At 45.0% G+C, this 26,994-nt stretch carries 16 protein-coding genes; 7 read left to right on the top strand and 9 right to left on the bottom strand.

Translation table 11 applies throughout. The features are described from left to right. Positions 1-173: 173 nt before the first annotated feature. From KCV26_14130 to KCV26_14115, 4 genes are all read left to right on the top strand, one after another. Entirely contained in the window at positions 174-3,635 is a 3,462-nt protein-coding gene (locus KCV26_14130) for a TonB-dependent receptor (GenBank protein WZX36418.1), read from the top strand. A gap of 12 nt (positions 3,636-3,647) precedes the next feature. Further along, positions 3,648-5,330 carry a RagB/SusD family nutrient uptake outer membrane protein gene (locus KCV26_14125; GenBank protein WZX36417.1) on the top strand — a complete coding sequence of 561 codons (1,683 nt, stop codon included), beginning with the start codon at positions 3,648-3,650 and terminating at the stop codon, positions 5,328-5,330. A 19-nt stretch (positions 5,331-5,349) separates the two neighbouring features. After that, the gene (locus tag KCV26_14120) at positions 5,350-6,867 is read left to right on the top strand and encodes a Gfo/Idh/MocA family oxidoreductase (protein WZX36416.1); all 1,518 of its coding nucleotides are present in this window, start codon (positions 5,350-5,352) and stop codon (positions 6,865-6,867) included. Between the two features lie 63 nt (positions 6,868-6,930). Further along, a complete protein-coding gene (locus KCV26_14115; GenBank protein ID WZX36415.1) occupies positions 6,931-7,782 on the top strand; it encodes a sugar phosphate isomerase/epimerase in 852 nt (283 codons plus the stop codon). 149 nt (positions 7,783-7,931) lie between these two features. On the opposite strand, the gene KCV26_14110 is transcribed toward KCV26_14115, so the two are convergent. The 8 genes from KCV26_14110 to KCV26_14075 all read right to left on the bottom strand — a co-directional run bounded on the left by KCV26_14110 (position 7,932) and on the right by KCV26_14075 (position 22,798). Further along, entirely contained in the window at positions 7,932-10,598 is a 2,667-nt protein-coding gene (locus tag KCV26_14110; GenBank protein WZX36414.1) for a TonB-dependent receptor, read from the bottom strand. An 86-nt stretch (positions 10,599-10,684) separates the two neighbouring features. Continuing rightward, positions 10,685-11,686, bottom strand: coding sequence for a FecR domain-containing protein (locus KCV26_14105; protein ID WZX36413.1), 1,002 nt, complete (start codon positions 11,684-11,686; stop codon positions 10,685-10,687). A gap of 160 nt (positions 11,687-11,846) precedes the next feature. After that, positions 11,847-12,446, bottom strand: a complete 600-nt coding sequence (locus tag KCV26_14100; GenBank protein WZX36412.1) for an RNA polymerase sigma-70 factor — start codon at positions 12,444-12,446, stop codon at positions 11,847-11,849. A 125-nt stretch (positions 12,447-12,571) separates the two neighbouring features. Further along, complete coding sequence (gene sprA / locus KCV26_14095) at positions 12,572-19,723, bottom strand: cell surface protein SprA (GenBank protein WZX36411.1); 7,152 nt, start codon at positions 19,721-19,723, stop codon at positions 12,572-12,574. 41 nt (positions 19,724-19,764) lie between these two features. Further along, positions 19,765-20,355, bottom strand: coding sequence for a Holliday junction branch migration protein RuvA (gene ruvA / locus KCV26_14090; protein ID WZX36410.1), 591 nt, complete (start codon positions 20,353-20,355; stop codon positions 19,765-19,767). Between the two features lie 142 nt (positions 20,356-20,497). Then, the gene (locus KCV26_14085; GenBank protein WZX36409.1) at positions 20,498-21,115 is read right to left on the bottom strand and encodes a class I SAM-dependent methyltransferase; all 618 of its coding nucleotides are present in this window, start codon (positions 21,113-21,115) and stop codon (positions 20,498-20,500) included. Beyond that, complete coding sequence (locus KCV26_14080; protein ID WZX36408.1) at positions 21,112-21,555, bottom strand: TlpA family protein disulfide reductase; 444 nt, start codon at positions 21,553-21,555, stop codon at positions 21,112-21,114. The genes KCV26_14085 and KCV26_14080 overlap by 4 nt, the downstream gene beginning before the upstream one ends. Then, a complete protein-coding gene (locus KCV26_14075; protein ID WZX36407.1) occupies positions 21,545-22,798 on the bottom strand; it encodes a CinA family nicotinamide mononucleotide deamidase-related protein in 1,254 nt (417 codons plus the stop codon). Before KCV26_14075 ends, KCV26_14080 begins: the two co-directional genes overlap by 11 nt. 178 nt (positions 22,799-22,976) lie before the next feature. On the opposite strand from KCV26_14075, the gene KCV26_14070 reads away from it, so the two are divergent. After that, entirely contained in the window at positions 22,977-23,231 is a 255-nt protein-coding gene (locus tag KCV26_14070; GenBank protein ID WZX36406.1) for a type B 50S ribosomal protein L31, read from the top strand. A gap of 84 nt (positions 23,232-23,315) precedes the next feature. Here KCV26_14070 and KCV26_14065 read toward each other — a convergent pair whose 3' ends face one another. Further along, positions 23,316-23,918, bottom strand: a complete 603-nt coding sequence (locus KCV26_14065; protein ID WZX36405.1) for a SagB/ThcOx family dehydrogenase — start codon at positions 23,916-23,918, stop codon at positions 23,316-23,318. A 143-nt stretch (positions 23,919-24,061) separates the two neighbouring features. On the opposite strand from KCV26_14065, the gene KCV26_14060 reads away from it, so the two are divergent. Both KCV26_14060 and KCV26_14055 read left to right on the top strand, forming a co-directional pair. Then, on the top strand, positions 24,062-25,204 hold the full coding sequence (locus KCV26_14060) for an IS110 family transposase (GenBank protein WZX36404.1): 1,143 nt from the start codon (positions 24,062-24,064) through the stop codon (positions 25,202-25,204). Between the two features lie 461 nt (positions 25,205-25,665). After that, positions 25,666-26,910: a DUF4105 domain-containing protein gene (locus tag KCV26_14055; GenBank protein ID WZX36403.1), complete on the top strand. Its 1,245-nt coding sequence runs from the start codon at positions 25,666-25,668 to the stop codon at positions 26,908-26,910. Positions 26,911-26,994: the final 84 nt, after the last annotated feature.

Raw genomic sequence — 26,994 nt, 5'->3', positions numbered from 1 at the left:
AATCATTTAAAATTAAAACCTATGGACGGATAAAAGAAGAATAAAAAGAACCGGGCAATTCGATAGACTACCCGATTCAAGATAAGGCGTTTTTAATCAATTAACAACTGTTCCGGGTGTCTGGTAAACTAACGGAACAATTAGTTCTAACCCAATCAAAAACATGCAAATATATGAATAAAATAGTAATCTTACGAGGATTTATACCCGGAAAAATAGTATTAACCATGAAGTTTATCGTAATTTTTATGTTGGCGGGCATTTGTAATGCATTTGCTCTGAGTCACGCACAAAGTGAAAAAATTACTGTTAAAGCAAAGGATGCCACTTTTAACGAGGTGGTTTCCATAATTGAAAAACAATCGAGTTATGTGTTTTTTTATAAAAACCGCGATGTGGATAATTCTTACCGGTTCAATTTAGATATGACTGATAAAACGGTTAAAGAAATTCTGGAAGTGATGACCCAAAACACTTCTTTGTCATATTCTGTTTCCGACAAGTATATTTTTTTCGATCGCAAACGCACTATCGAACTGGTATCTGAACAACAACCCCAGCAAAAAGTTGTTACGGGAAAGGTTACCGATGTAAACGGTGAACCTGTTATTGGTGCTAACATTATAGAGAAAGGAACAAGTAATGGCACTATCACCGATGTTAATGGGAGTTTTTCGTTGCGTGTGGCTCTTGATGCCATTCTACATGTATCTTATATTGGTTATCTTCCTTATGAAATAACAACAACCGGACAAACATCATTAAGTGTTATAATACAGGAAGATACAAAAACATTGGATGAAGTAGTGGTCGTTGGGTATGGTACTATGAAGAAAAGTGACTTGACAGGTTCTGTTGCTAGTGTCAAAGGAGAAGATTTAACCGGAATACCGGTTAGATCTGCATCAGAAGCATTACAAGGAAAAGTCCCTGGGGTTACCATTATGTCAACAGGAGGCAGCCCGGGAACACCCCCGTCGGTAAGGATTAGGGGTATCGGAACGGTTAACGGGAACGATCCTCTTTATGTGGTTGATGGTTTTCCTCAATCAGATATAGGGTGGCTTAATCAAAATGATATCCAATCGATGGAAATTCTGAAGGATGCATCAGCAGAAGCCATTTATGGATCACGTGGTGCCAACGGAGTTGTTATTATTACTACAAAAAAAGGGACAATGAGTAGCACTCATAGAATGAATGTGAACTTAGATGTTTATTTTGGCAAACAAAATGTTACAAAAAAATTCGATCTTTTAGATGCTGAAGAGTTTATTGATTATCGGAACTTAGCCTATACAAACGGAACTGGACAACCTTGGATTTCGTCAAGTGACAAGCAACAATTATTGGATTTCTTGAAGAATAATTTCGGTAGTACAAAAGGTACGGACTGGCAGGAGCAAATATTTCAATCTGCTCCCATCCGTAATTATAATTTATCCATCTCCAACGGAACAGAAAAAACCTCTTATTATTCTTCCCTTGGTTATATGTCTCAGGATGGAATTGTGAAAGAATCTGACTTTAAAAGAGTTTCATGGAGAACAACCGTGGACAATCAGTTAACCAGCTGGGCCAGGCTTTCCAGCAATTTTTCCATTGTTTCGCAAGAACGCCGCAATGTAGTGGAAAACACTATTTACGATGGAACAATATTCTCCTCATTAACAGTAGATCCGGTTACCCCAATTTTTAGAACCAATTTAAATAACGTAGCTCCTTTATTGGCCAACTTATTGTTGATTGACAAAATTGACGCAAGTAATCCTTATACGGCTTACAGTCCTGTTTTTTTTAACAACAGAGCCAATCCGGTTGCACAATTGGATATAAATAAGAATAATAGGTGGAAGGATGTTACCTTTAGAGGAGGAAGCACGTTGGATATTGACATCTTCAAATGGTTGAAATACAGAGGGACAGTAAATTTATCGATATACAGGGCTAATCCTGAGTATTTTACGCCCTCCTATTATATTGGGGCTTATCAAAATAATATAGACGGATATGTAGGTGCAGCATCCTATTTTTCAAATTATACGGTGATTGATAACTTATTAACTTTGGACAAAACATACGATTGGAATGGAAAGCAACACACGACATTTTTATTGGGGAATTCTGTTGAAATGACTAAAGGTGGGGCATTCAGTGCATCAAAAACAGGTATTGTAACCAATGCGGAAAGTCAGACAGTAATTGATGCAGCCACTAAGAATCCATCTGCCGGGGGAAGTAAATACAATGGATCGATGGTTTCCTATTTTGGACGTCTTTTCCATTCGTGGCAAGATAGATATTTGTTAACCGCCACTCTAAGATACGATGGTTCGTCCAGTTTCGGTATCGGAAATAGGTGGGGAGTATTTCCGTCGGCATCAGCTGCTTGGGTGTTTTCAGAAGAAAGTTTTCTGAAAAACATGGATAGTCATCTATCTAATGGAAAACTGCGTTTAAGCTGGGGACAAATAGGAAACCAAGCAATAGACGGAGGAGCGTATCGTTCAACATATAGTCTTAACAGTGGATATTTCTTCTTTAACGGGATTTTCCAGTTAGCCGGTGGAAAAAGCTATATGGGTAATCCAAACGTAAAATGGGAAACTACAGAACAGACGGATTTAGGTATAGATTTGGGTTTTTTTGATAACAAATTAACTTTTGTTGGTGACTTATTCTATAAAAAGACAAAAGACATGCTTTTGCAGGTACCACTACCTCACTATTTAGGTTATACTAATAACCCATGGACAAATGCAGGAAGTATTGAGAATAAAGGAATAGAATTAAGTATTAATTATCTGGGAAGTACCGGAGATCTTAATTATTCTTTAGGTGGTAATTTCTTTACTTACTCCAATAAAGTTCTTTCATTAGGTGGAGGTCAGCCTTTATACGGAGTTGGGTATGATAATAAAACCATTACGAAAACTGAAGTTGGTCAGCCAGTAGGTTATTTTTACGGTTTAAAGACCAACGGAATTTTTCAATCACAACAAGAAATCGACAGCTATAAAAATGCCGAAGGCAAACAAGTCGTTCAAGATAAAGCTCGACCGGGTGACTTGAGATATGTTGACGTTAATAATGACGGAATAATTTCTGACGCTGATCGAACATATTTGGGTAGCCCGTTTCCGAAATTTACTTTCGGATTAAATGCAAGTTTCGATTACAAAGGTTTTGATTTATTAATGGATTTCTACGGTGTACAAGGAAATACCATTATGAATATGAAAAAATTGGATTTATATTCGGGAACTGCTTACTATAATGCACCAAAGGATTTGATGGAGAATGCTTGGAGTGAAACAAACAAATCCAATACGCAATTCCGCATTACAACCGACAATTCAACAAATGTCCAAGTATCAGATTGGTTAGCCGAAGACGGCTCATATTTTCAAATGAAAAATATTCAAATTGGATACAGATTGCCTGCAAATCTTCTCAAAAAAATATATATGCAGGAAATGAGAATTTGGATAGGCGCATACAATTTATTCACGTTAACCAAGTACACGGGCATGTCTCCTGAAATTGCTGATAGCAGACCTTTATTCAACGGTGTGGATATTGCGTTTTACCCGCAAGCACGTCAGTATCTAATAGGATTAAGTGTTAAATTTTAAAAAAATCGCAATATGAAAAAAATAATATATATACCCATCATTTTTTTGTTGTTTTTAGTTTATTCTTGTTCAGATAGTTTTTTAAATTCGAAACAATATGCTTCTATTGATGAGGCAGGATATTATAATACCCCAGATGCTGCTTTTAAAGCCGTAACAAATTGTTACATAAATATGATTCCATGGGGAGACTGGGATTATTATCTGAATAGGATAGAACTTGGAAGTAATATAACGGATGATGCGGATGCCGGCGGTTCAGATGCAAATGATCGAGCTGAAACGAAAGAGGTAGCTACTGGAAGGCCATTAACCTCAAACGGTGAATTATTGAATATGTGGACGCGAAGGTATACCGGAATATCTCGTTGTAATTCAGCAATTGAAGGTATTAGTACTGCTACATCTTTAGTGGCAGCAGATGGAAGTTTGCTTTCTGAACAAGTAAAATCACGGTATGTCTCCGAAGTGAAATTTCTTCGAGCCTGGTATTATTTTGATTTAGTTTCAACTTTTGGAACTGTTCCTTTATTAACGGGCACCCCTGCACCTTCTGAATTACCCGAAAAAGCCTCTATTGAAGATTTACGAACACAAATACTGAAAGATATTGATGAATGTTTAGCTGATCCGAATATGCCAATACAGGTAACTGGCAATGAATATGGTCGGATATCTAAGCACGTAGCTAACGCTTTCAAAGCAAGAGTTTGTTTATTTTTTGCCGGATTAATGGAAACGGGAAAACTACAAGGTAATGCCGGCGTAGAATATACTCTAGCTTTGAATGCGGCAAAAACTGTTTATGACAGCAAATCTTTTGCTTTAGTTTCAGATTATCAAAACCTTTTTAGGGGAGATTATTTCGCCGGTGAACACAGTGCAGAACTTTATAAAGAAACCATATTTACTGTAATAAGAAAATATGTTCCCGGATATCTTGATATTGGTTATTGTACTGCCGTTATGTATGCCGGACGCGGGGAGGTTGGCGGTTGGGGAGGTAACTGCCCTACAATTGACTTTGCCGAGTCTTTTGACAAAAGAGATCCCAGAAAATTGTTTTCCGTTATAAAATCAGGAGATATCTTTCCGAACGTGGGAGGTAAGCAAATTGAACACTCTTATAAAGGTTATGATAATGTTCATTTTCAGCAAAGCAGGAAAGCATTTGTACCCGATAAATTTAGAGCAGGGTATTCTTTGGGTGATATTCGTTCAGATTGGACTCCATACTATATTCGCTACGCAGATCTCATATTGATGTATGCTGAGGCGCTTTTAAAAACTGGAGGCGATAATCAGAAAGTGGCTAGTTTAGTTAATGAAGTTCGTTACAGGGCTTTTGTTACCACTTCAAAAAAAGATGAAGAAGCCAGCTTCAGGGCTTTTGAAGCTGATTTGATTCCTATTGATGATGTATATTTTGAAACGAATTTAGCAGTTAAGGCTTCTGATGATTTACTGAAAGCGATTAAAAATGAACGAAGATGGGAGCTTGGATTAGAAGGATATAGATTTATAGATCTTTTGCGTTGGGGTGATTTTGTGACCGTTATGAATACTTATAACGTAAAACAGCCCTACGCCAATAAAGGTAAATTAGTTACGGATAAAAGTTGGCCATTTCCAATTCCTCAAACTGAAATTGACACTTCAAACGGAGTGTTGATTCAAAATGATAATTACAAATAGTTTCCAAAATTTTAAAACAATGAACACATATTCACGCAGAAAATTTTTAAAAACAGCGGCAGCAGGCGCTGCCGGGTTGACCATCGTACCTGACAGCATATTAGGTAAATCTTTTGGCCATATGGCTCCCAGCGACAAGCTCAATATTGCGGGTGTTGGCGTTGGGGGCATGGGGCGCCGCAACCTGGCCAACATGAAAACGGAGAACATCATAGCCCTTTGCGACGTGGACTGGAAATATGCCGCAAAGACATTCGGCGATCATCCAAAGGCCAGGCAGTTTAAAGACTGGCGGGAAATGTTCGACAAGATGGGAAACTCCATCGATGCCATCCTGGTGGCGACACCCGACCACACCCACGCGGGCGTGGCCGCCCACGCCATCACCCTGGGGAAGCACACTTATGTACAAAAACCGCTGACACACAGCGTGTATGAATCCAGGCTGCTGACCAGGCTGGCTAAAAAATACAAGGTTGCCACCCAGATGGGCAACCAGGGCAACTCCTTCGACTGGTGCAGACAAGTGGCAGAGTGGGTAAAGTCAGGTGTCATCGGGGATGTCCACGAAGCCCACTGCTGGACTGACCGCCCCATCTGGCCGCAAGGGCTGGCAGAGCCCAAGGGGGGTGTCCCCGTTCCGGCGGCTCTCGACTGGGACCTGTTCATCGGTCCGGCCGCAAGACGGCCCTACGACCCGGCATACACCCCGTGGAACTGGCGGGGATTCTGGGATTTCGGCACAGGCGCCCTGGGAGACATGGCCTGCCACATCATGGACCCGCTCTACTGGGCACTCGACTTGAAATACCCCTCTTCGGTAGAAGGCAGCTCCACGCTTTCCAACCTCTATTCACCGCCGCAGGCACAGAAGGTAACCTATAAATTCCCGGCAAGGCCTCCCAAAGGCAATGTAAACATGCCGGAGCTCACCGTTTACTGGTATGATGGCGGTCTGGTTCCCGACCGTCCCAAGGAACTGAAAGACGGAGAGATGATGGGCGATTCAAACGGCGGCATCATACTGGTGGGAACCAAAGGAAAGATCATGACCGGATGTTACGGCATGAACCCGACGCTCCTGCCGACCTCCCTGATGGCAGACTTCAAAGAGCCGGAGCCCACCATTCCCAGGGTTAAGGGAGGAAACGGGAATATTTGGGCTACCGATGCCCACGAGCAAGACTGGATAAGGGCATGTAAGGAGTCTCCAAATAACCGGAAAGAGTCCTCGTCCAACTTCCAGTTCTCGGGACCGTTTAATGAAATGGTCGTAATGGGCGTACTGGCAACCAGGCTCTCCGGGCTGCACGGCCTGCACCGGGAACTGAAGTGGGATGGAGAGAATATGAAGTTCACCAATATCTCCCCGACCGACAAGATAAAGATTGTGACGGTGGATGAGTATGCGGTGATAGACGGGGACCCGAAGTTCGACCGCAGGTTTGCCGAATTCAACGCCCTGGAGATGGCCAATGAGTGGATTAGGCATACATACCAAAACGGGTTCACGCTGCCGGAAATGCCAAACATTTGAGAATTAATGAAAAAACGATAGTGCTCCGGGGACCGGATGCACTATCGTTATAAAACAAACCGTATGAAAATTAAAAAATTGCTGTTTTTTCTTTTGGCCGGCTGCCTGTCGGCTTGCGTTGCTTCATCCAAGACGGAAACCAAAGCGGAAAAGCAAGGCTGGAGACTTTCCATGCAATCCTACACCTTTCACCTGTTTTCCGTGGTGGAATCATTGGAGAAGACCCGGGAACTGGGACTGCATTACATTGAAATCTATCCCGGACAAAAGATGGGAGAAGGGTTTGGCGATGCTGTTTTCGGTTATGGCCTGACTACGGAGCAACAAGAACAATTGAGGGAGCTGGCCGCATCCAGGGAGGTGAAAATCGTATCTTCCGGTGTCTGGACTTCCTCGCGCGATGAATGGGAGAAGGTTTTCTCGTTTGCCAAAGATATGGGAATGGAATTCATCAGCGCCGAGCCGGCACGCGAGGACTGGGATATCGTGGAACTCTTTGCCAAAGAATATGGCATAAAGGTAGCCACCCACAATCATCCGAACGGGGACTCCTATTGGAAACCTGAACTTTTGCTGGAGTACATCGGACAAAGAGATCCGCTATTGGGATCAAGCGCCGATGTAGGCCATTTCAAGAGAATGGGAATCGATCCGATACCGGCGCTGGGGCAACTGGAGGGAAGGCTCATGGCCATGCACTTTAAGGACATTGCCCCTGAAGGGCCGGAGGGAGTCCTGGAAGATGTGGTCTGGGGAACCGGAGTGTTGAATGTGAAGGGAATGCTGGAAGAGTTGAAGCGTCAGGACTTCAGCGGGTATTTCACCATTGAATATGAAGCAAACTGGGAAAACAACCTGCCGGAAATCAGACAGTCTATTGATTATTTCAATAAAGTTGCGGATGAGGTTTTGTAAAACACTAAAATATTGATCATTAGAAAATTTTAACCCGTCGGAACCATAACTTTTCCGGCGGGTTCTTTTTTGTCTTTAGAAATTGGATGAAGACTGGCTGCATTTATTATTTGAACAGAATTTTATAGAATTTATTCAATTAAAGGTACTTAGTTCGTTCCAAACCTCGATGTATCCACCTGCTTGTGTTCTTTTTCCTTGTAACCGCCAAAGCGGTAGATGAAGGAGAGGGAAACGGTGCGGGTGTCTCGGAAAGCGTTTAGCGTGCTTTTTTGCCCTTTAAAATCGATGGAGGCAAGAGGCGTGCGGGTGTTGAGAACATCGTCAGCTTTTAGGATGATTTGGGTGCGGTTGCGGTCGAATGTCCACGTGAGCGCACCCGCGAGGTTACCTGACGCACCCAAATCGTAAATTCCCTGAATCCCTGTGGGCGTGGAAACGTATCCTGAAACATTCATTTTCACGTCGGGTTTTGCCGACAATGTAATATCGTGGTTCATCTGAAAAATACCCAAAACGGTTTTACGGTCAAACGACAAATTGAAAAACTCGTCGTCTTTCTCGCGCCAGTGCATCACGTTGGTAACCAGTCGCGACGAAACGCGCTTGCCGATAGTGAACGGCAAAACACCCATCAACCCGACAACTTGCCTGTATGTGTAGTTTTGTTCCACAAACTCCTGTTGCAATTTTTCGGGTGACTGATAGGGCAACTGCACAAAATAATGGGGAATGTAATTGAAATAAGGACGAATTACATATTTCCGTTTGTGGATATAGGTGAGGCCGATGCTGTAATCGCGGCTTGGTCGCAGGTGCGGATTTCCATAAGTTACGCCGTAGGTACTGAAATAAAACACGCTTGGATTGAGGCTCCAATACGAGGGATAGGTTTTGTCGGACGAAACGGCAAACTGAAAAATATGGTCGGACGAAGGCTTGTAACTCGCGTTGAGCGTCGGAAACCAAGCTACATCGTTCCAAAGCGGATTGGTATGGCCTTTGGATGTTTCGGAAGCTTTGTAATATTCTGCCGCCAACGATGCTTGCATGGATAGTTTTTCGGAAAACGATTTGGAAAATCCCGCGAAGAAATTCCAGATATGTTCGCGCTGCCGCGTGTCGAAAGTAGCGTCGTCAAATCCCTCGCCGTTTTTGAGCGCGCGGGAACGGTTTTGGGTGTGCGCACCCGAATAGTTGAGCCCGTAATTGATGCTCCAATCGTTGTTGAGCGTGTGCGATTGGGTGACATAAAACATCGTTCGGCGGACTTCCTGCTCGGACTGATAGGTAAGTTTGTTGGCAAGCGCGGAAGATGCCAACGACGTGTTTTCGAGAAAATAATCCGATTTATCGTTATACGCGGTGTAATCTGCTCCGATGTTTAGCCCGAAATGCGCGGAATAATCGGCTTTGATGTTGTGTGTGGACGAGGGCCCCGACGTTCCTGTTTTCGAATTGGTTACCGTGCCTGAAATATCGGTGGACGCGGTTCGGTTGGACCGCCCGTCATCGAAGATTCCCGTGTAGGAAACATCGCCTTTGTCTTTGTTGCCGAACGTGTGTTGAAGCGCCATGTGCACGTTGTGTCCATCGCCTTTGTTCGTTCCTTCGCTGTGTTGACGAATATCGTACACCGTACCGTTGAGTGTATGTGCTGCCGTGAGTTCTTCTTCGCTGAACTCCCTTCCGTTTCGGTACGCATAGAGTGCTTCTGCCGTTGTGCGTTTTCCCACATAAAGCATACTTGCCCGCAATCCGCCCACAGCGTAGGTGCGTTGGCGGTATTCGCTTGTTACTTCGCCCTGCCACGCGTTTTGCTCGTCATCGCCCTGCTGTTTCAAAACCACGTTGATGGCCGCTCCGCGAATGTTGTATTGCGGCGGCGTGCTGTACATGATTTCCACGTCTTCCACGCGCGAGAGTGGAATGCTTTTGAGCATCGCCATCAGTTGCTCGTAAGTCATTGATGTTTTTCGTCCGTTGAGCAGCACCGTCATGCCGCTTGTACCGATGAGGGTGAGGCGTTCGCCCTGCTCCATCACGCCCGGGATTTCTTTGAGTGCGTCGTAAGCGTTGGTTACACCTTTCCCGCGCAAAAGCGTGGGTGTGTGGTAGATAAGTTTTCCGTTTTCGGTTTTCAGGGCGGGGCGTTGGCCTTCCACCACAAGTTCCTGCAACACGGTTTCGTCGGCGGGTAACGTGAAATTGCGCACGATGGGCTGACGGTTTTCGTCCGATACCACAAACTCCGAATACTGTGTTTTGTAGCCGATAAACGACACTTGTAGACGGTATGTGGCGGGCTTCACGTTGGCCAATTTGTAGTAGCCCGCCTCGTCGGTAACTGCACCATAGCCCAGTTTGGTGGTATCGTCGGGTTGCAGCAGCACCACGTTGGCGTAAGGCACGGGTAAGCCTTTTTCATCGATAACCGTGCCGAAAACCTCCGCCCGCTGGCTCTCATATCGGTGTTTGGTGATGATAATGAGTTCGTCCGACTGCATGATGTATGTTAAATCCGTGCCTTCCAATATCATGTGCAGGATTTTTTTTACCGATGTGTTTTCGGCGGTTACCGATACGCGTAAATCATCCGTCACCACTTTGTCATTATATAAAATACGGTAGCCCGATTTTTGTTGGATTTCGGCGAAAACTTGTTTTATGGGCGTGTTTTTTGCCGAGATGGAAATGGGTTTGGTTTGGGCAAATGTGCCGAAGGAAAATAAAAATAGTAAAATGAAAATGACTATTTTTGTTTGATACACAAGGCATTGCGTCTCTACAGTGGTGTGAATGTTATTGTTGTGCATAGTGGTTTGTTTTTTTTGTCTATCAGTCTATCGGTCTAATAGTCTATTGTCATCTATCCTGGTTCCTGTCTCTTGGTTCTAATTTTCTATCTAATTAGGACTGTCTTCCCGTCAATCTCATACTCAAACGGATACGATTGTTTTAGTGCGTCCAGCATTTGCGTAAGACTTTCGTTCTTGATGCTGCCCGTGAATTGCTGTTCGGCAATGGTGGGATTGAGGAGCGTGATTTCCACGCCAAACCGGACTTCCATCAGTTTAGCCAAATTGGTAAAGCGTTGTTTTTGGAAAACGAGCGCGTCGCCCAACCATTGGGTTTCGAGAACGATGGTGTCGTTGGTTTGCGTAACTTGGTAATTGTGTTCGTTTAACACGAGTTTTCCATGGCCTACTGTCGCTTTCTGGTTGGGATACAACAAGAACGCTTCGGTGTCTTTTCGGCGATTCTCTTTCACAGACACCAGCCCGCGGACGAGCACAACCTCTACATCGGGTTGCGTCGCATTCACATTAAACGCCGTGCCTTTCACGGTTATATCCACCTCGTTCGCCGAAACCGTCAGCGGTACTTCGGGGCGATGCGCCACATCGAAGAACGCTTCGCCTGAGAGACGTATTTTTCGTTTTTTTTCACCAAAATTCTTATTGTATGCCAATTGAGAGTGCTTGCTCAACCATACCTGCGTGCCATCGTCTAGCACGGCATAAAGGTTTTCATCTCCGGTTTGCAATGTTTGCGTATGGAGCATCCGCTCGTTCGGCAAATGGTTGTACGCCAGTATGCCCAATCCCACGATTATTGCCACCGATGCGGCTACATGTGCCCACAACGGAACAATCCGCTTGGGAGTATCCGGCTCTTCCGGCTCCAGTTGTGTATGGATACGACGCCACACTTCATCGAGTTTGCCTTCCACGTCCACGACAGGTTGATGGTGTTTCGTCTGCATAAATCGCTGCACTTCGGTATAAACCCGGTCGAATGTCGGATTTTCTTCCCGACTTTCGTCCAACATTTTTTTCTCATCCGTTGAAATAGTCCCTGATATTTCTTTGGCGAGCAGGTGAAGAAACGATTTTTTTGTCATTGTATTACGTTGTTTAATGGGGGTAGAGCAATATCCAACTCGCTTTGTAGATAAGCGGCTTGCGGGCTGCTTCACCTGGGTTCTGTAATAAGGACACGGGAAAGAAAAGGAATACGTAGTGAAAAAACGGAAAATCTACGATATATGAAAACTCTTTATCTCACAATGCCAACGTGATCATCCGATTTACCGTTTTTTTCTTGGGCGAATAACCCAGATATCCGGTAATCTCTTCCTCGAGTCGCTTTACGGCTTTATAGATATGGGTTTCCACGGTTCGAGGCGAAAGCTGTAGGATTTTAGCCGTTTGTTTGGCTGTTAATCCGTTCTCTTTAATCATGCGAAAAATAACTTGCTGTTGCTCTGGAAGCTGACTGATCAAACGGTTTAATTTCTCATACAACTCCCGATGTTCCATTACTTCCTGCGGATTTTCATATTCCAGCATTTTTACATCAGGTTGTGTTTCAGGGGCTACGGCAAAAATTTTGCTCCGCGAGGCGTTAAGGCACCTGTTTTTCACGGATACGTACAAGTAAGTATCTGCGTGATTAACAGTGGCCAATTTTTGGCGATTTATCCAAAGCGATACAAAAACATCCGACACCACTTCTTCCGCCAGACCGCTTTCGGAAACAAAGGTTTGGGCAAAACCCACCAATCTCGCATACCAATCCCGAAAAAGCATATCAAATGCTTCCTGATTCCCAGTAGATAGTTGATTAAATAAATATTTTGTATTACCTGCGGATTTTTGCAAAATAATGGGTTTATATTGTAAAGGACACCTCAAAAGAGGAAAATACGTATCCTGTTTGTGATTTGCCGTATGCAAAGATACTTTTTTCACGGAAAGTCGCAAATCTCCACCTGTTGTAATCCGGATCACCGGTTCAAATTCAGCCGCAGGCTCATTCCTGCACTTGTGTTGGCTGTGGGGTATGCTGCTGAGGAGACCAACGGCACATGAATGGTTTTATCGAAGAATGCACGGAGCGTGAGTGACCGGCTCAACGCATAGTCCGCAGAAAAGCGGATGGCGGTGGTTTTTAATCCGCTGGTGGCTTGGGTAAACCGGTCTTCGATCTTACGGATAAGGGCCTGTGTGATTTTGTGCGACACATCTACCCGGATGTTCAGGTCGTTGTTGAATTCCGGCAGGTTATCGGCGTTCTCTGTTTGCGTTGCTTGTGCGCGGTTAACACGTGTTTGCCTGCGACCGGCTTTTACCGAGTTAGAGCCAAAGCCGATAATGCGGTTAAAATCGGGTAGTCGGTAACCTAACCCGAAAACCATATCGTTGTCGTTCGTTTCCACGACTTGGTAAGATGCGATGTTCAGGTTGAGCGAACGCGTGTGGTTAATGCGGAAATTGAAGGTCATGTTGTTATCGAGTACCCCCCGTGCCTCGATAAGCGGACTAAAAGTTTCGATCAGGTTTACCGCAGAGATGTCGTATGGTGACGACGGAACAGGCGAACCGGTAAGCACATCGCGGACATATCCCAAATCGGAGGTATCATCCAGGGGTACCCAGCTGAGGAACGAGGAGAACGCTCCTACACGATACTGCGACACATATTTGTGCGTAAGCAGCAGCGATTTGAAGTTTGCCCGGAGCGCAGGCAGCATTTGTAAAACGTTGTACGAAATGTCCCAGTTGGGCAGTAGCGATAGCAGGTCAGGAAAAGCGGTCAATCCGATTTTTTGAGCATCCCGTCCCGTATAGGCGGCCAGGAAAGAGGGTATCAGCACATCTGCCGAATGGAGGTTCACGTCGCCGTTTTCCGGACTAAAGGGCTGGTTTTGAAATGCCGTTTCAGCAATAAACCCCCGATTGGGGTAGGTGGAGTTTTGGTACCGGCTGCGTACCCTGCCGGCGACGACTTCCCGGTTTGCCAGGAACCGGTCGAACGATGGCGAGGCGTAATCATTTCTAGCCTTGGAGTTCTCAAAAGCCGAAGCCAAGGCTAATGTACTTATCGCAAAACTTCCGCCGTAAATTTTGGGCATTCCGTCGAACATATATTGGATTTCCGTACGGCGGCTATTTTCATACAGCGCATTTAAATCAATTTTCAGACCGCGGAGCGGTTCAAGTGTGGCCTCCATACGCACGTTATGTGTTTGTTGGTATAGAGCCGGCGAGATATTGTCTGCGTTTTTAACTAACCAGTTGTTGGCATCAGACTTTTCCAGAAAACGTTCACCTCCATCAAATCCAAAAGCAAAGCCCAGCCCGGGGATCAGTCCCGCAGGCGTGTGGCTTTGTCCGAAAAAATCACCGACCATAGGATCAAAACCCGGAATATCTGTCCTGGACCTGTACCCGAAATTTACGTTCACACTGCGCACCATCATCAGGCTGCGTGCCAGGTATTGGGCAACGTCTGCATCAAAGCGTTGTCCGGTTTTTCGCAGAAACCCTATTTTGTTGTACAGCTGTACCAGGTTCAGCCGTCCGTTTACGGTGAGCGACAGGTCGTTTTGCAAAATGTTTCCGATATTTTCATCGCGGATAAACGCACCTCGTTCCCACCGGTAACGCGAATTGTATGCTGTGCTTACACTCATCCAGTCCAGAACAGGAATTTGCGCAAACGGAAGTGTGTAGCTTATATCTGCCGTTTGTTCGTAATTGAGTGGCTTTCCCAGGTTCTGAATACTCTGAATGACAGAATCTTTCCAAAGCTCATAGTCGTCGCGGTTAAGTTTTTTGTTTACCTGCAGATAAGGTTCTTCTATTTCAGCAATGGTGCCCGAACGGAACGAGGTCTTCAGGTTTCGGGTCAGGTCCCAGGTAATCGAAAAATCCCTGTCCCAAGTGAAGAATTGGCTGAACGTTAAATACTGCCGTTGCGACTGTGAAAATCCCGACATGTGTGCGTTCAGATCGCGTAGCTGCGTTTCCTGGTAGTTTCGCATCAGTTGGGAACTGATCTGGATATTGTTGGGGAGGTAGTTGAAACTGAAATTTTTAAAAGGTTCAAACGGTTTCACAAGCGGAGTGTAACCGTAATTCGCCTGCAAGCGCTGATGGATGCTGTTGTTGTATTCGGTATCGGGGCTTTGAAAATGGTTCTCGCTGTAGGAATATCCGAAACTGAAATTCGTTGGGTCGTACGGCATCGGATTCTTACTCTTTATATTCATTTTTATATTGTTCAGAATCAAACTTTTGTTTAGTGTTTGTGTGACAGCCAGGCGAATAACCGAATCCCGTTCTTGTTTGTTTCGCGTGTTTTTTAACGATTCCGAAAGCAAAATATCCCGGTTGAGCGGATCATATTGTGGTGCGGTAGTTTGATTGGAATAGGAATAGTAGAGGGGAGCCGATATCTTTAACGGCTCAGGTAGGAATCGTCCCAGTTCCATATTCATGGCGACATTTATTGATGAATAATCGTCGTTCCGTCTTTCCAGCAAGCTTTGGTCAAGTGTACCGAAGCCCACTGTCTCCTTTCTTCCCGAAACCGTTAACGACCCGATATCCGATAACGCGAGATTAACGTTCCCCTGTACCGCCCAACCTCCTTTCTCGTCGAACTCGCTTAATCGGAGTTCGTTTGCCCACACTTCGGAAGACTTGGCGCTGACGGAGTTATTTCTAACGCCGATCATTATCACTTTCACTTCGGCAAGTGACGGATTTCCCACAACGGTTAACCTGTTCTCCGGCTTTTGGGGATCTGCTTCGGAATAAGGAGTAAGGTAGGTCACACCGCTTCCACGACGTTTTTCCGCATTGCGTTTCAGTTTCAGGCTTGTCAGCAGTTCAAGCGGAAAATCGAACTTGTTCCCGGGTTTCCATACCGTTTCCTGGTGATCGGGGATGTTCGAACTGTAGCGTCCTGCAGGAGTTAATTTAAGTGGAATTTCGTACTCGTAATAATTGTTCCGGTAATCAGAACCGATACGTAAAAAAATACTCATCTCGTCGTCTTGCAGATCGCTGCTGCCGTCTGCCGTTTCTTCGGCATGTATGAACATCTGGAGGCGTTTGTAGCGACGCAGGTCGTACTCGGTGTTTTTGTAAATGGCGCGTGAGTCGCCCGGATCGAGATCCTTTACTTTCAATGCGATGGCTTGCTCGTTTTGTTGACGAAGTTGCGGCTGGCTAGGATCGAGGATACGTGTCACACCCGGAGGTAAAACGTAATTCACGGGAGTACGGTCTCCGTTCTCTTCGATGCTTACGGTTGAGACTTCCAGCTTACCCGGTCCCGATACGGTTCCGCCTGATTGAAGGCTTTGAGTGTATGTCCGCCATTCACTGCGCACGAGTTCCAGCGTGGCAAACCGAAGAAATACAGGTTGTCCGAAACCGGTAAGAAACATTCTCATAAACCGGATGTTGTTGAATCCCCTCATATTACCTACCCGGGACTGGTAATCACGTAGGGGAATCTTAAATTGATACCAGTTCACTTTTCCCGTTTTTCCGTTGCGCAACGAAACGTTTGCTTCTCGTTTATCAACGATATAGTTGCTACCCACTGTCATGTTTCCGGGACGAAGCTGCACTTTATACTGGTAATACGACTCGTTCTCATTCAGCGTATTGTCGTTGTCAATATCTTCCACATCGGGTGTTGTGCGCGATGCGGTGGAGTAGGGCTGTGTTTCATCGGGCGCGAGAGAATTTCCTTCGGTCCCGTTGTAGTATTTATAACGGTCCAGAATACTCAGTTGCGCCCGGTCCTGTTCTTGTCCCCTGTAATGCCTGAAATTGTCTCCTGAAGGGTCGTTGAGCAATGAATGTCTGTCTGCCCGCATTCTTGGCAATACCTCTTCAGAAAGTTTAGGAATAATTTCATCCAAATAGGCGGCGTAGGTAGGAAACGCTTTTTCTTCTTCCGTACTCAATCCGTTCAGGCCCACGTCCTGTACACGGCGCGATTCATCTCCCTGCGAATTATCGAAAGCATAGACGGTGGACTGGCGCAAGGGGTATTTTCCCCAAATACTGGTACCGGAGGTACTCGCATCACCGTTAACAGGTAATCCGTTTTCAAAAAACTTTTTTCCATCTTTCAGCACGTCTTCCGAAATTTCACCCAGGTTAAAATACAAATCGCCGCCACGGTCAGCTCCCGTTTTATCGTTCACAAACGGGTCCATCAGCCAGAATTCGATATATTCGATGTTAGCCGCTTCAAAATCGCGAATGTCCATTTTTCGTGTGATTCCTCCCCACCGCTTTTCCGGGTTAAGTAATTTTCCTTCGGGATCGATGCTGGTGTCGAGGTTGTATGGGCCGCGTTCGTCGGGGTAAAAAGAGATGTTCATCACCGGAAGTGTAGGGGGATCGCCGTAAACGGCTTCCTTGTCGGGAAAAATCTCACGTTCGTAGATTTCGCGTACCAGGTGATTGGATAGCTGCTCCTTGTCGTTTTTTATGTGTGCGGGGGTGAGTGAGGAGTTCCGGTGTGTAAACAGCCCGTCAATATAGAACCACGCCATGTGCGCCCGGTTTTTTCCGTAATCGATATTGTTGGTTAATGCCGCTTCGGGAAACAGCCCGGTGGAGGTATCGTTGAATGGTGTTGATGCCAGCGACCAACCGTAGGGTGACCGTAAGTCGATTCTTGAGGTAGATGTTTCAAAATCGTCCAGGTAAGAATATCCGCCTGTGTACTTGTTGCGGTAATGTCCGGGAATCATGTGGGCAAATTCCAGGTTGGCTGTCAGTTGGGATGGGGCGGAGGCGTCCACGAAGGGCAGTATATCGAGCAGGCGGGTTAGCGCATACGATTGTTTCCTAAACGAGGTATTCAGGCCCCAAAGGGTGTTTTTTACAGATTCTTCGCCAAAAACGGTTTTCACGGTAAGGGGTTTTTCGTAATAGTGCATAACAGTAGCTCCAACCCTTAAATCTTTCGAGAAGTTGTACGCCAGGTCAACTCCCATCATTGTTTTACGCTGCATGTTGAACACCGATTGATTTTCGAGTGTCACGGTCACAGGTGTTCCCGCATCCAGGATCGCCTGGTTGATGATAGTCACCGTCCCGGAAATATAATCCACCGTATAGTCGGTGCCCTCGATTAACGCTACGCCGTTAGCTGTGACCCGCACGGATCCGCGCGTAATGTTCGTGGCATTCAGGTTGAGTTCCGCGCCCGAACTGCCCCGGTATTCGCCCGAAATCCTGAATTTATTTTTCTCTGCAAACTGCCGGGCAACGGTCAGTGTGGAGTCATAAAGTTGTTGAAAAACGTATTTTTCAGCAACGGCATCGTCAGCGATCATTTTTCGCAAGTGTGAACCGAAAGGTTCCACTACAGGAAAGATGATCCGTCCGTTATCGGCCATAACGGTGTAACCGTCCAGAAAGTCAAAAATACCGTCAGGATGAGGGTCGTTAGTTGAATTCAGGTTGTCCAGATTCATCACGCTCAGCAATAGGTGATCGCGGATATCGCCTTCGGGAATATAATTCAGGTAAACGCCGGTGGTGTCGCTCTGGTAAGTGATACTGAGCTTAAACCGGTCTTTCTGTATGTTGTACGCATTGTATCCCAGTGAATAGATATTTTTCATCATCAAATCCCAGGTATAGGCTTGCGGAGAAAGGGAGACAGGCTTCAAGAGCTTCAGAAAAAGGGCACCAACGTTTTGGTTGGATGAAAATTCCCCCACCTGATAAGCTTTTCCGTTGTAGATGTATTCGTAGGCAACAGCTAGTACTTCATCGGCCTGCAACGGTGTACGCAACGAAACATAACCCAATTGCGGCTGGAAAGTATATTCGGAAGGAGTGAGCAGCCGTGCGCTTTCAATTTTCTCGTAATCGCGGCCCATAATCACGGTTGAAGGAAGGACTGCCGCGGTTTGGCTGATATCGCGTGCGGCAACGTAAGTGGAGATCAGTTCCCGGTGCATCGTATTGGCATCGTTATGCGGCACAGTTTCTGTACCGGTAGTCGACCACAGGGGATTATGGATGGAGCTGTGCTCCCCCAGATCAGCTAAAGCCAGTATGTCCCGTGCCTGGTCATAGCTGCTTCGTTTGTTGGTCACCCATACTTCTAACCGGGTTATCGAGACCGCCGATTGGACGTAAGGCAATTTTGCCAGTGCTTTGTCGTAATTGTCCCTGAAGTAATGACTTAAAAAGAAATGACGGTTTTCGTCGTACTGATCGGCATTAATTTCGAAAGGTGTGGTTTGAACGGCACCGCGAGAACTGATGGTCCGGGATTCCGACTCCTGTTGCGACAAAACAGTGCTTACGCGCAATTTGCCGAACTGTAGGTCTGATTTGATACCGAAAAGAGCCGTTCCGCCGTTGATAAGCGAGTTTTCGGTGGTCATACTCACGTTTCCGGCTTCCATGTTTTTGATGATTTCGTCTTCATCACCCTGATAAGCGAGTTTTACACGTCTGGCATCGAAATTGAACGCAGCATCGGTATCGTAATTCAGTCCGAAATTAATCTTGTTGCCGACTTTGGCATTGACGTTAAGCTGAATTTGTGGATCGAGATCGAACCGGGTTCGCTTTCGGGAGCGCTCGGGGAGGGTGGGGTTGTCGATTACGTTTCTTATTAACCCGCTGCTGAGTTCTATCGATCCCTGAGTGGTCAACTGGATTCCGCCAGGCCCGAAAACGTCTTCCAGCAGCGTGTTGCTCCGACGTAGGTTGAAAAACGGTAACGGCTCCTTGCCTGCAGGTTTGTCCTCTTTCCTGATGGCATTTCTATCTTTGAAATACTTGTCGTTCGATTCTTTCAACGTATATTCCATGTACTCCGCAGGCGTCATGGTAAATGGAATTCCTGTTACCTTATCGCCGACTTTGTTTTGGAAAACATACCGGTTGGTTTTGTAATCATAAAACACTTCCGTTCTTATGTTCGAGGGTGTTTGGAGATCTGCAGGTAATTTTTTAGTTAGGTCTTCCACCGTTTCAACGGTCGTTTTCTGCACCGGAAACCTTGATTTGGTGGTGTCTTGCTGAGCAACAACAGGTTGTATTCTGCTCACAGCAAGCAGAACAATGAGAAAGAGGTTATATAATGCTGTTCTTTTCAATTATCCAGTGAGTGGATAGATAACATAACTCACAACTCATTTTACATCCGTTTCAACGCCTCTTTAATAATGGCCTCTACCGATAGTGACGGTGATTCTTTCGCTATTTTTGCCACTGCCTTTTCCGAAGCTTGTTTGGTAAATCCTAGCATCACCAGTGCAGAAACAGCTTCCAGGGCCGCTCCCGAGATAAACAAGGCAGCCGGTATTTTCACCGTTGAACCCTCTTCCGTATACTTGATCTTATCCTTCAGATCGATGATGATGCGTTGTGCGGTTTTTGCACCGATACCCTTTACAGACTGGAGTACAGTCGCGTTTTCAGAAGCAATAACCGCTTCCAGTTCACGGGAACTGAGTGACGACAAAATCATTCGTCCTGTGCTTGGGCCGACACCCGATACGCTGATAAGGTGTAGAAAAATTTCGCGTTCGTGTTTGTCGGCAAAACCAAAAAGCACGTGTGCGTCTTCGCGGATGGATTCAAAAATGTAAAGCTTGGCCGATTGTTTGCCGTTGAGTGCGGTGTACGTGTTCAGGGAAATATTTGCCATATAGCCAATGCCATTGCATTCAATTGTAATGGAAGCAGGTGTTAACTCAGCGATTTCACCTTTGATATAGTCAATCATAAATTCAAAAAGTTGTAACGATACTCGATTCAGTAAATATAACGGAAATTTTGGTTAAAACGTATAAATCAGGGGGAGAAAAATCGTTTATAAGCAAAAACCTTAAAACAACCTTTCCGGACACAGGCAACTCAGTAGGTTTTCACTTGACTTTCCTTCCTATGAACCGGATTACGTTACCGGTACCTATGTGGCTGCTTCCTTCGGAAAGTTCCACCTCTCCTTCACTTGATTCGATGGGCTCAAAATCGTCAAAATCACTCCGGATCATCTCCAGGGTATACAACATCCCGATATTTCGTGGCCCACCGATATTGGGATATTTTTTCTGATATTCGATGTGCTGTTGGCTGAATCCCTCCACAATAATAAGACCCTCGGGCTTGATAAGTTTACCGATCAACCGGTGATACTCCAAACGCAGTTGTGGGGTAAAATGAGCATAAATAAGAGCGGCAGCGGTGAAAATTTCTCCCTCCAACGGAAGATCGGGAAGTTCACCTACTCGATAATCAATTTTTACACCGGCTTTGTCAGCCAGTTTTAGGGCTTTCTTCTTTCCTTCTTTGCTTTGGTCGAACGCGACTACCTCCAAGCCTTTCTTGACAGCATACACGGCATTCCGACCTTCTCCTTCGGCCGGTAGAAGTAATCTTCCGGCCGGTAGAAAAGTATCTATTGCGTACTTGAAGTATTCATTCGGTTCTTCTCCGTAAACATATTCATTTGTGGAATATTTGTTGTCCCAGAATTCTTTCATTCCGATTCTCGTGTTAATTCTTCGAGTGCGTAAATCAAGCGGGTTTGGGAGCCATCCTGCGATCCGAAAATTGACCGGGTCGGGTTGCCTTCTTTATCCAACAGAATCCAATGGGGTGTGCCCTCGCATTCAAACGTTTCGTAATTTGTTTTTTCAATGTCAAAATAGATAGGGAATGGTAGCTCCTTCATTGTAAATAAGTTGAGGATGTCGTCTTTGGAGATCATCTCTTTCCCAAAAGTGGTGTGGATGGCCACTACGTTCAGGTCTTTGAATTCCTGCAGGTAGTCGTAGGCCAAGGGGATTGCTCTGCCCACACATCCCAGGCAATGGATGTTGAAAAACAAGATTAGCAGAGGTTTTCCCCGATAAATATCCATTAAATTCAGCGTGTTGCCGTCCAGAGACTTTACGGTGATTTTTTCTGTTTTAGTTTGCATCTTTTTTGTTTTTATATTTGTCAAGCATTTTTATCATCTGTAGGATAGCCATGTTGGTTGTTCTGTTTATGTTTTCTTCGCGGGAAGTACCGAATTGATATTTTTTCGTTACCGTTTCGCGATGCATCCGGGTGCAAATCCATACCGTTCCCACTGGTTTTTCGGGTGTGCCTCCATCAGGGCCGGCAATACCTGATACGGCTATGGAGCAGTCGGTCTTCATTTTTTCAGATACATTCTGCGCCATTTGCTCCACTACTTCGCGGCTGACGGCACCGTACGTTTCAATTGCTTGGTTTGAAACCTCCAGCAGGGAGATTTTAACTCTGTTGTCGTACGATACAACCGTACCTTTGTAATACTCCGACGCGCCCGGAACAAGCGTTATCCGGTGGGCAATGTTTCCTCCGGTGCAACTCTCGGCTGTGGAGAGGGTGAGCTTTTCTTTTCTCAAAGCTTCACCCAGCAATGCTTCAAGCGGTTCATCACTATCAGCAACAAGGAAATCGCACAACACTTCCCTGAGTTTTTTCTCTTGAAACCTCATTTCCGGAAGGTTCTCTTTGCCCCGGGCCGACAGTCGTAAGCGGATCAATCCGTAGGAGGGGAGATAGGCGAGTGAGAAATTGCCTGGAAGTGTCGCTTCAAAGTCTTCCAGCAGGATGGCCAATGACGATTCCGTGATTCCCGATACGAGGAATGAAGACTTCAGGTAGTCAACCGATAGGAATCGTTTTTTTAATCGGGGAATGATTTCAGTGGTTACTGCTGTTTTCATCTCGAAAGGAACACCTGGCATTGAAACCAATATGTGGCTTCTTTGTTCAAACCAAAGAAGGGGGGCTGTTCCGACTCTATTCTGTATAACAGTACAACCTTTCGGAACAAAAGCCTGGTTCTTTGTCAATTCATTCATCGGATAATTTTTGTGTGCAAAGAGACGGTTGATTTGTCGAAAGACCTTTTCGTTGAAAATTAATTCGGTACGGAAGTAGTTGCAGAGTGTTTTCTTGGTAATATCGTCCCGGGTGGGTCCAACTCCCCCCGTCATCAACAGTACATCCGCCCTGGAAAAGCCTGTGTCAATAGCTTTCGCCATATCTTCTTCCTGGTCGCCGACGGTTGTAATTGCCACGGTTTCAAATCCCTGCCGGGTGAGTTCTGCTGCCATCCAGGCGGAATTGGTATCAATGATTTGCCCGATAAGGATTTCATCTCCAACGGTTATAATCTCTATTTTCATTTGTGTGTAACCGATTTACATGCTTGTTTCTTTTTAGCTTTCCAATTTCGTACAAAATTAAGCTATCGGAATCGATTTTTTCTAAATTATTTCTATTTAATTTTTCTATTTCAATGAATTGTTATATCTTTGCATTCCGAAAATCCAAAGCAACAAAAATAAAACAAATCATATAACAATGAAAAAAGAAATACATCCAAGCAATTATCGCCCGGTAGTTTTCAAAGATATGTCGAACGAAGAAATTTTTATTTCACGTTCTACTATAAACGCCAAGGAAACCATTGAGATTGACGGTGTTACTTATCCTTTGGTGAAACTTGAAATTACCAGTTCATCGCATCCGTTTTACACCGGAAAACAAAAATTGGTGGATACAGCCGGACGTGTCGACAAGTTTATGAGCCGTTACGGAGATCGTAAGAAAAAATAAATCCTTTTTCAGGTAATAATAAAAAACGGTGGTTTTCGAAAGAGAATCACCGTTTTTGTTAACGAACAATGCGAAGCCGACAAACTATTTGGGATAGCCAACCGTTTGTGTGAGCAGCACTTCCTGATTTGCCGGTAATTGCAGGAGCTCTTCAAGTACCTTTTTGTCGTACGAACCGCGTACAACCGTTGCCAATCCTTCGGAGGCGCAGAACAAATAAATATTTTGCGAAACAAAGCCGCAATCGGTGTATGCATAGTTTTTGCCCGATGCTTTTCCGGAATCGGAAACAAAAAGGATATTCACCGGTGCGTTGGCAACATAGGTTTGTGTACCAGCACTTTTCCTATAATCGCCTTTTTTTACCAACGCCAGTCTATGTTCCCGGGCATTGTAAAAATAAATACCGCTTTTCATCACCAGGTAAAGTTCGAGTTCCTGCCTGTTGTTGGCTGTTGGGGCAGTACGCTTATCTTCGCGGTTAAATCCGTTGGCCGCCCAAAGTAAATTGGATAGAACCTCGTCCGGCAGTTCTTTTTCCTGAAACTCACGGGCGGATTTGCGTTCACTCAACGCCTGCATTAGAGGTTTTCCGCCTTTTTTATCCGGAGCGGAGAGTTGAATGTCCTGAGCATCCAAGGGTAGTGTCAGCCATGAAAATAAAAGAAAAATAACCAATTTGTTCATGCTTAAAATTTTAGATTTACGACGTACAAACTTATATAAAAAAGTTTGAATTTTATACGCCGCCCGATAAAAATCGGGGCCGTAACTGTTCTACTTGTAATTAACGTGTTCTAAGACACAAAGTATAATTTAAAATTATCATTATGAGAACAGTTAGCGGCCTCGACGTTCACAAAGATAGCATATTTATGTGCATCCTGGACGAGCAAGGCAAAAAAACAGAAGAAAAATTCGGAGTTACCACTCGCGAAATAAAGCGGATGGCCGTTGTAATGCACTCCCGTTTTGTGAGTGATGTATGTATGGAGAGTACGGGCATTTATTGGATTCCCCTCTGGCGTTTATTGGAATCAGATTTCAAGCTTCATCTGGTCAACCCCCAGTTTCTTAAACAATTGCCCGGTCGCAAGAGCGATGTGAAAGACGCACAGTGGATTGCCACGGCCCTGCTCAAGGAATTAGTCAGGGACAGCTTTGTTCCTGACGGCAACATTCAACGCCTGCGCCAATACGGACGGCGCATCAACGAGATAAACAAGGACACGGTTCGTTGTGAACAGCGTATCGACATGCTTCTTCAGCGCTGCAACGTGCGTTTGAGCAATTATGTCTCGCGCACCAGAAGCAGGAGCTACCGCAAAGTGGTGGATTCCCTGATAAGGGGTGAGACATCCGTGGATGAACTTATCCGGCTTATCCACGGGCGCACGGTTAACCGACACGGAAAATCGGCGGTGCATGATGCGTTGGAGGGCTGCATCGTTGAAAGCGACAGGGATTTGCTTGGGCAATACACGCAGATGCTTGACATGTATCAATCACAAAAACAGCAATGCCACGAGGCGATGGTTCAAATGTGTATGAACCTTTATCGGGAAGCATTTTTGTTTCTGCTCGGTATTCCGGGTGTGAAGGAGCTCTCGGCGGCCATCATCATTTCTGAAATAGGCGACAATATGGAACTTTTTGCTACCGCAGCAGCCCTTGTGTCATGGGCAGGACTCAGACCGCGTAACGATGAAAGCGCAGGAAAAATTAAGAGCCGCCAAATAACACACGGGAACAAGTATCTGAGAAAAGCTTTGATAGAATGTGCATGGAGTGCCGCCCGAACAAGAGGATCCGTGTTTTACTGCCGTTTTTGGCATTTAAAAGGCATGAAGAAACACCATAACGCCATTATCGTAGCCGTTGCACGGGAGATGCTTACCGTTATCTGGACACTGCTTTCCAGACATGAGAACTTTGATGAAACGTATCATCTGAAGAAAAAAACTGCTTCGTAGGGCGGACTCCTGTTCCGCTTTTCCGGAGCAGTCGGATTGTTTGTAAGGCCTTTATATTTGTGGTGGATTTTATACCCCGGTTCGCAAACTGACCGTGGCAGACAATCCGTATTGAACGCCGATCAAGAACCGTAAGAGTTCGAAGAGGAAATTAATTTACATTGACGAAAGTTCATTCTTCTTTCGTCAGTAAATCTATGTGTCTAAAATATAGCAAACCAGCTTCAATGAGTTTATTATGCAGGGAAACAAATGGATTTATAGAGGAAATATAGCCAAAAATGCCGAACGTATGGTTTAAAAACAGGTTAAAATATAGCGGATTATCCCATTTTTCAGGCATCGGTTGTGTCAGAAACCGAGAGGTAGGTGGAGGTCCTGTGGTTTTTCCATTGATTGAAAAGCCGTGAAAATAAACTTTTATATGTAAATTTGCATTTCCAACATAAGTTCAGTCGATAATGAAAAAATATTTTTTTGCCCTGATTCTTATCACGATGTCGGTTTTTGCAAATGCCCAGGTAGTATTGAGCGACAGTGCCAAAATAAGCCTGATGACCTGCGGGCCATGGTCGGGAGCAGTTTATGCGTTTTACGGACATACGGCGTTGCGTGTACAGGACGATTCCGCACACATGGATATTGTATTCAATTACGGTTTTTTTGATCCTACCCAGCCCAATTTTATGTATCACTTTGTAAGGGGAGAAACCGATTATATTTTGGGAACAACATCTTTTGAAGGATTTATCAGCGAATATGCCTACAAGAAGGTGGCCGTTTATGAACAGGAGCTTAATTTAGCTCAACCGGAAAAGCAACAGTTATGGGAGGCCTTGTACCTCAATCATTTGCCGGAAAACAGGGGGTATCGGTATAATTATTTTTACGACAACTGCGCCACACGTCCGCGCGATATGGTGGAGAAATTCGCCGGAGGTAAGATTATATACCCACCCACAAAGGAAGGACAAACCTATCGGGATCTCTTGCACGAATGTTTACAACCCTATCCGTGGAACAAATTCGGTATTGATTTGGTCATAGGTGCGGGAGCCGATTCCCCTATTGATGTTCGTGCAAAAATGTTTATTCCTTCTTATTTGATGAATTCATTTGAGGGGGCAACCGTTGTTAAGAGCGACTCTGTCAGCTACCCCCTTATCAGAAGTACAACTACGGTATTGGTTTCAAATGAGGAGGACAATGGTAGCGAACAGATTATATTTTCACCGTTAATAGCGGCATTCGCGCTTTTTTTTATAACCTTGCTGGTATCGATTATTCAATACATAAAGTGGAATAAAACCCAGTTGCCCCAAATTTATGACACGATTTTGTTCGCTGTTTACGGCTTGGGAGGATGTATCCTGTTTCTCCTGATGTTTTTTTCGGAGCATCCGGCTACAAATCCTAACTGGAATTTTGTATGGCTAAACATTTTTGCGCTTGTCGCTGCCATTTTATTTTGGGCAAAGCCGGTGAAAAAAGCGGTAAATATCTATCATTTTATTAACTTTGCAGCCCTAACCCTCTTTCTGCTTTTCTGGTGGTTGCTGCCACAACAATTACCGGTGGCAGGCATTCTTTTTTCAATGAGTATGTGGCTCAGATCGGGAATGAATGTATTTATGCAGACGAAAAGGAGAAAGGTTAATAAGCGGTATGTTTCGTCGAAATACATGAAGGCAGGTTGGGGGCAATGATGTGAATCAAAACGTAGCACGGTTTTTGCATGATACAATAAGAACTGTATTGCGCACATAAAGAAGCCAACAGAACAAGCTTAA

Origin of the sequence: Petrimonas sulfuriphila (genome assembly GCA_038561985.1) — a bacterium.
Lineage (GTDB): Bacteria > Bacteroidota > Bacteroidia > Bacteroidales > Dysgonomonadaceae > Petrimonas > Petrimonas sulfuriphila.
The sequence above is the reverse complement of the archived record's forward strand: the minus strand, read 5'-3'. Positions and strand labels throughout refer to the sequence as shown.

What these genes read in the sequence shown, in the direction of transcription:
- KCV26_14105 (WZX36413.1), bottom strand. Translation starts at nt 11,686, where the DNA reads ATGACAAAAAAATCGTTTCTTCACCTGCTCGCCAAAGAAATATCAGGG.
- KCV26_14110 (WZX36414.1), bottom strand. Translation starts at nt 10,598, where the DNA reads ATGCACAACAATAACATTCACACCACTGTAGAGACGCAATGCCTTGTG.
- KCV26_14075 (WZX36407.1), bottom strand. Translation starts at nt 22,798, where the DNA reads ATGAAAATAGAGATTATAACCGTTGGAGATGAAATCCTTATCGGGCAA.
- KCV26_14115 (WZX36415.1), top strand. Translation starts at nt 6,931, where the DNA reads ATGAAAATTAAAAAATTGCTGTTTTTTCTTTTGGCCGGCTGCCTGTCG.
- ruvA (WZX36410.1), bottom strand. Translation starts at nt 20,355, where the DNA reads ATGATTGACTATATCAAAGGTGAAATCGCTGAGTTAACACCTGCTTCC.
- KCV26_14130 (WZX36418.1), top strand. Translation starts at nt 174, where the DNA reads ATGAATAAAATAGTAATCTTACGAGGATTTATACCCGGAAAAATAGTA.
- KCV26_14120 (WZX36416.1), top strand. Translation starts at nt 5,350, where the DNA reads ATGAACACATATTCACGCAGAAAATTTTTAAAAACAGCGGCAGCAGGC.
- KCV26_14065 (WZX36405.1), bottom strand. Translation starts at nt 23,918, where the DNA reads ATGAACAAATTGGTTATTTTTCTTTTATTTTCATGGCTGACACTACCC.
- KCV26_14080 (WZX36408.1), bottom strand. Translation starts at nt 21,555, where the DNA reads ATGCAAACTAAAACAGAAAAAATCACCGTAAAGTCTCTGGACGGCAAC.
- KCV26_14060 (WZX36404.1), top strand. Translation starts at nt 24,062, where the DNA reads ATGAGAACAGTTAGCGGCCTCGACGTTCACAAAGATAGCATATTTATG.
- KCV26_14085 (WZX36409.1), bottom strand. Translation starts at nt 21,115, where the DNA reads ATGAAAGAATTCTGGGACAACAAATATTCCACAAATGAATATGTTTAC.
- KCV26_14070 (WZX36406.1), top strand. Translation starts at nt 22,977, where the DNA reads ATGAAAAAAGAAATACATCCAAGCAATTATCGCCCGGTAGTTTTCAAA.
- KCV26_14125 (WZX36417.1), top strand. Translation starts at nt 3,648, where the DNA reads ATGAAAAAAATAATATATATACCCATCATTTTTTTGTTGTTTTTAGTT.
- KCV26_14055 (WZX36403.1), top strand. Translation starts at nt 25,666, where the DNA reads ATGAAAAAATATTTTTTTGCCCTGATTCTTATCACGATGTCGGTTTTT.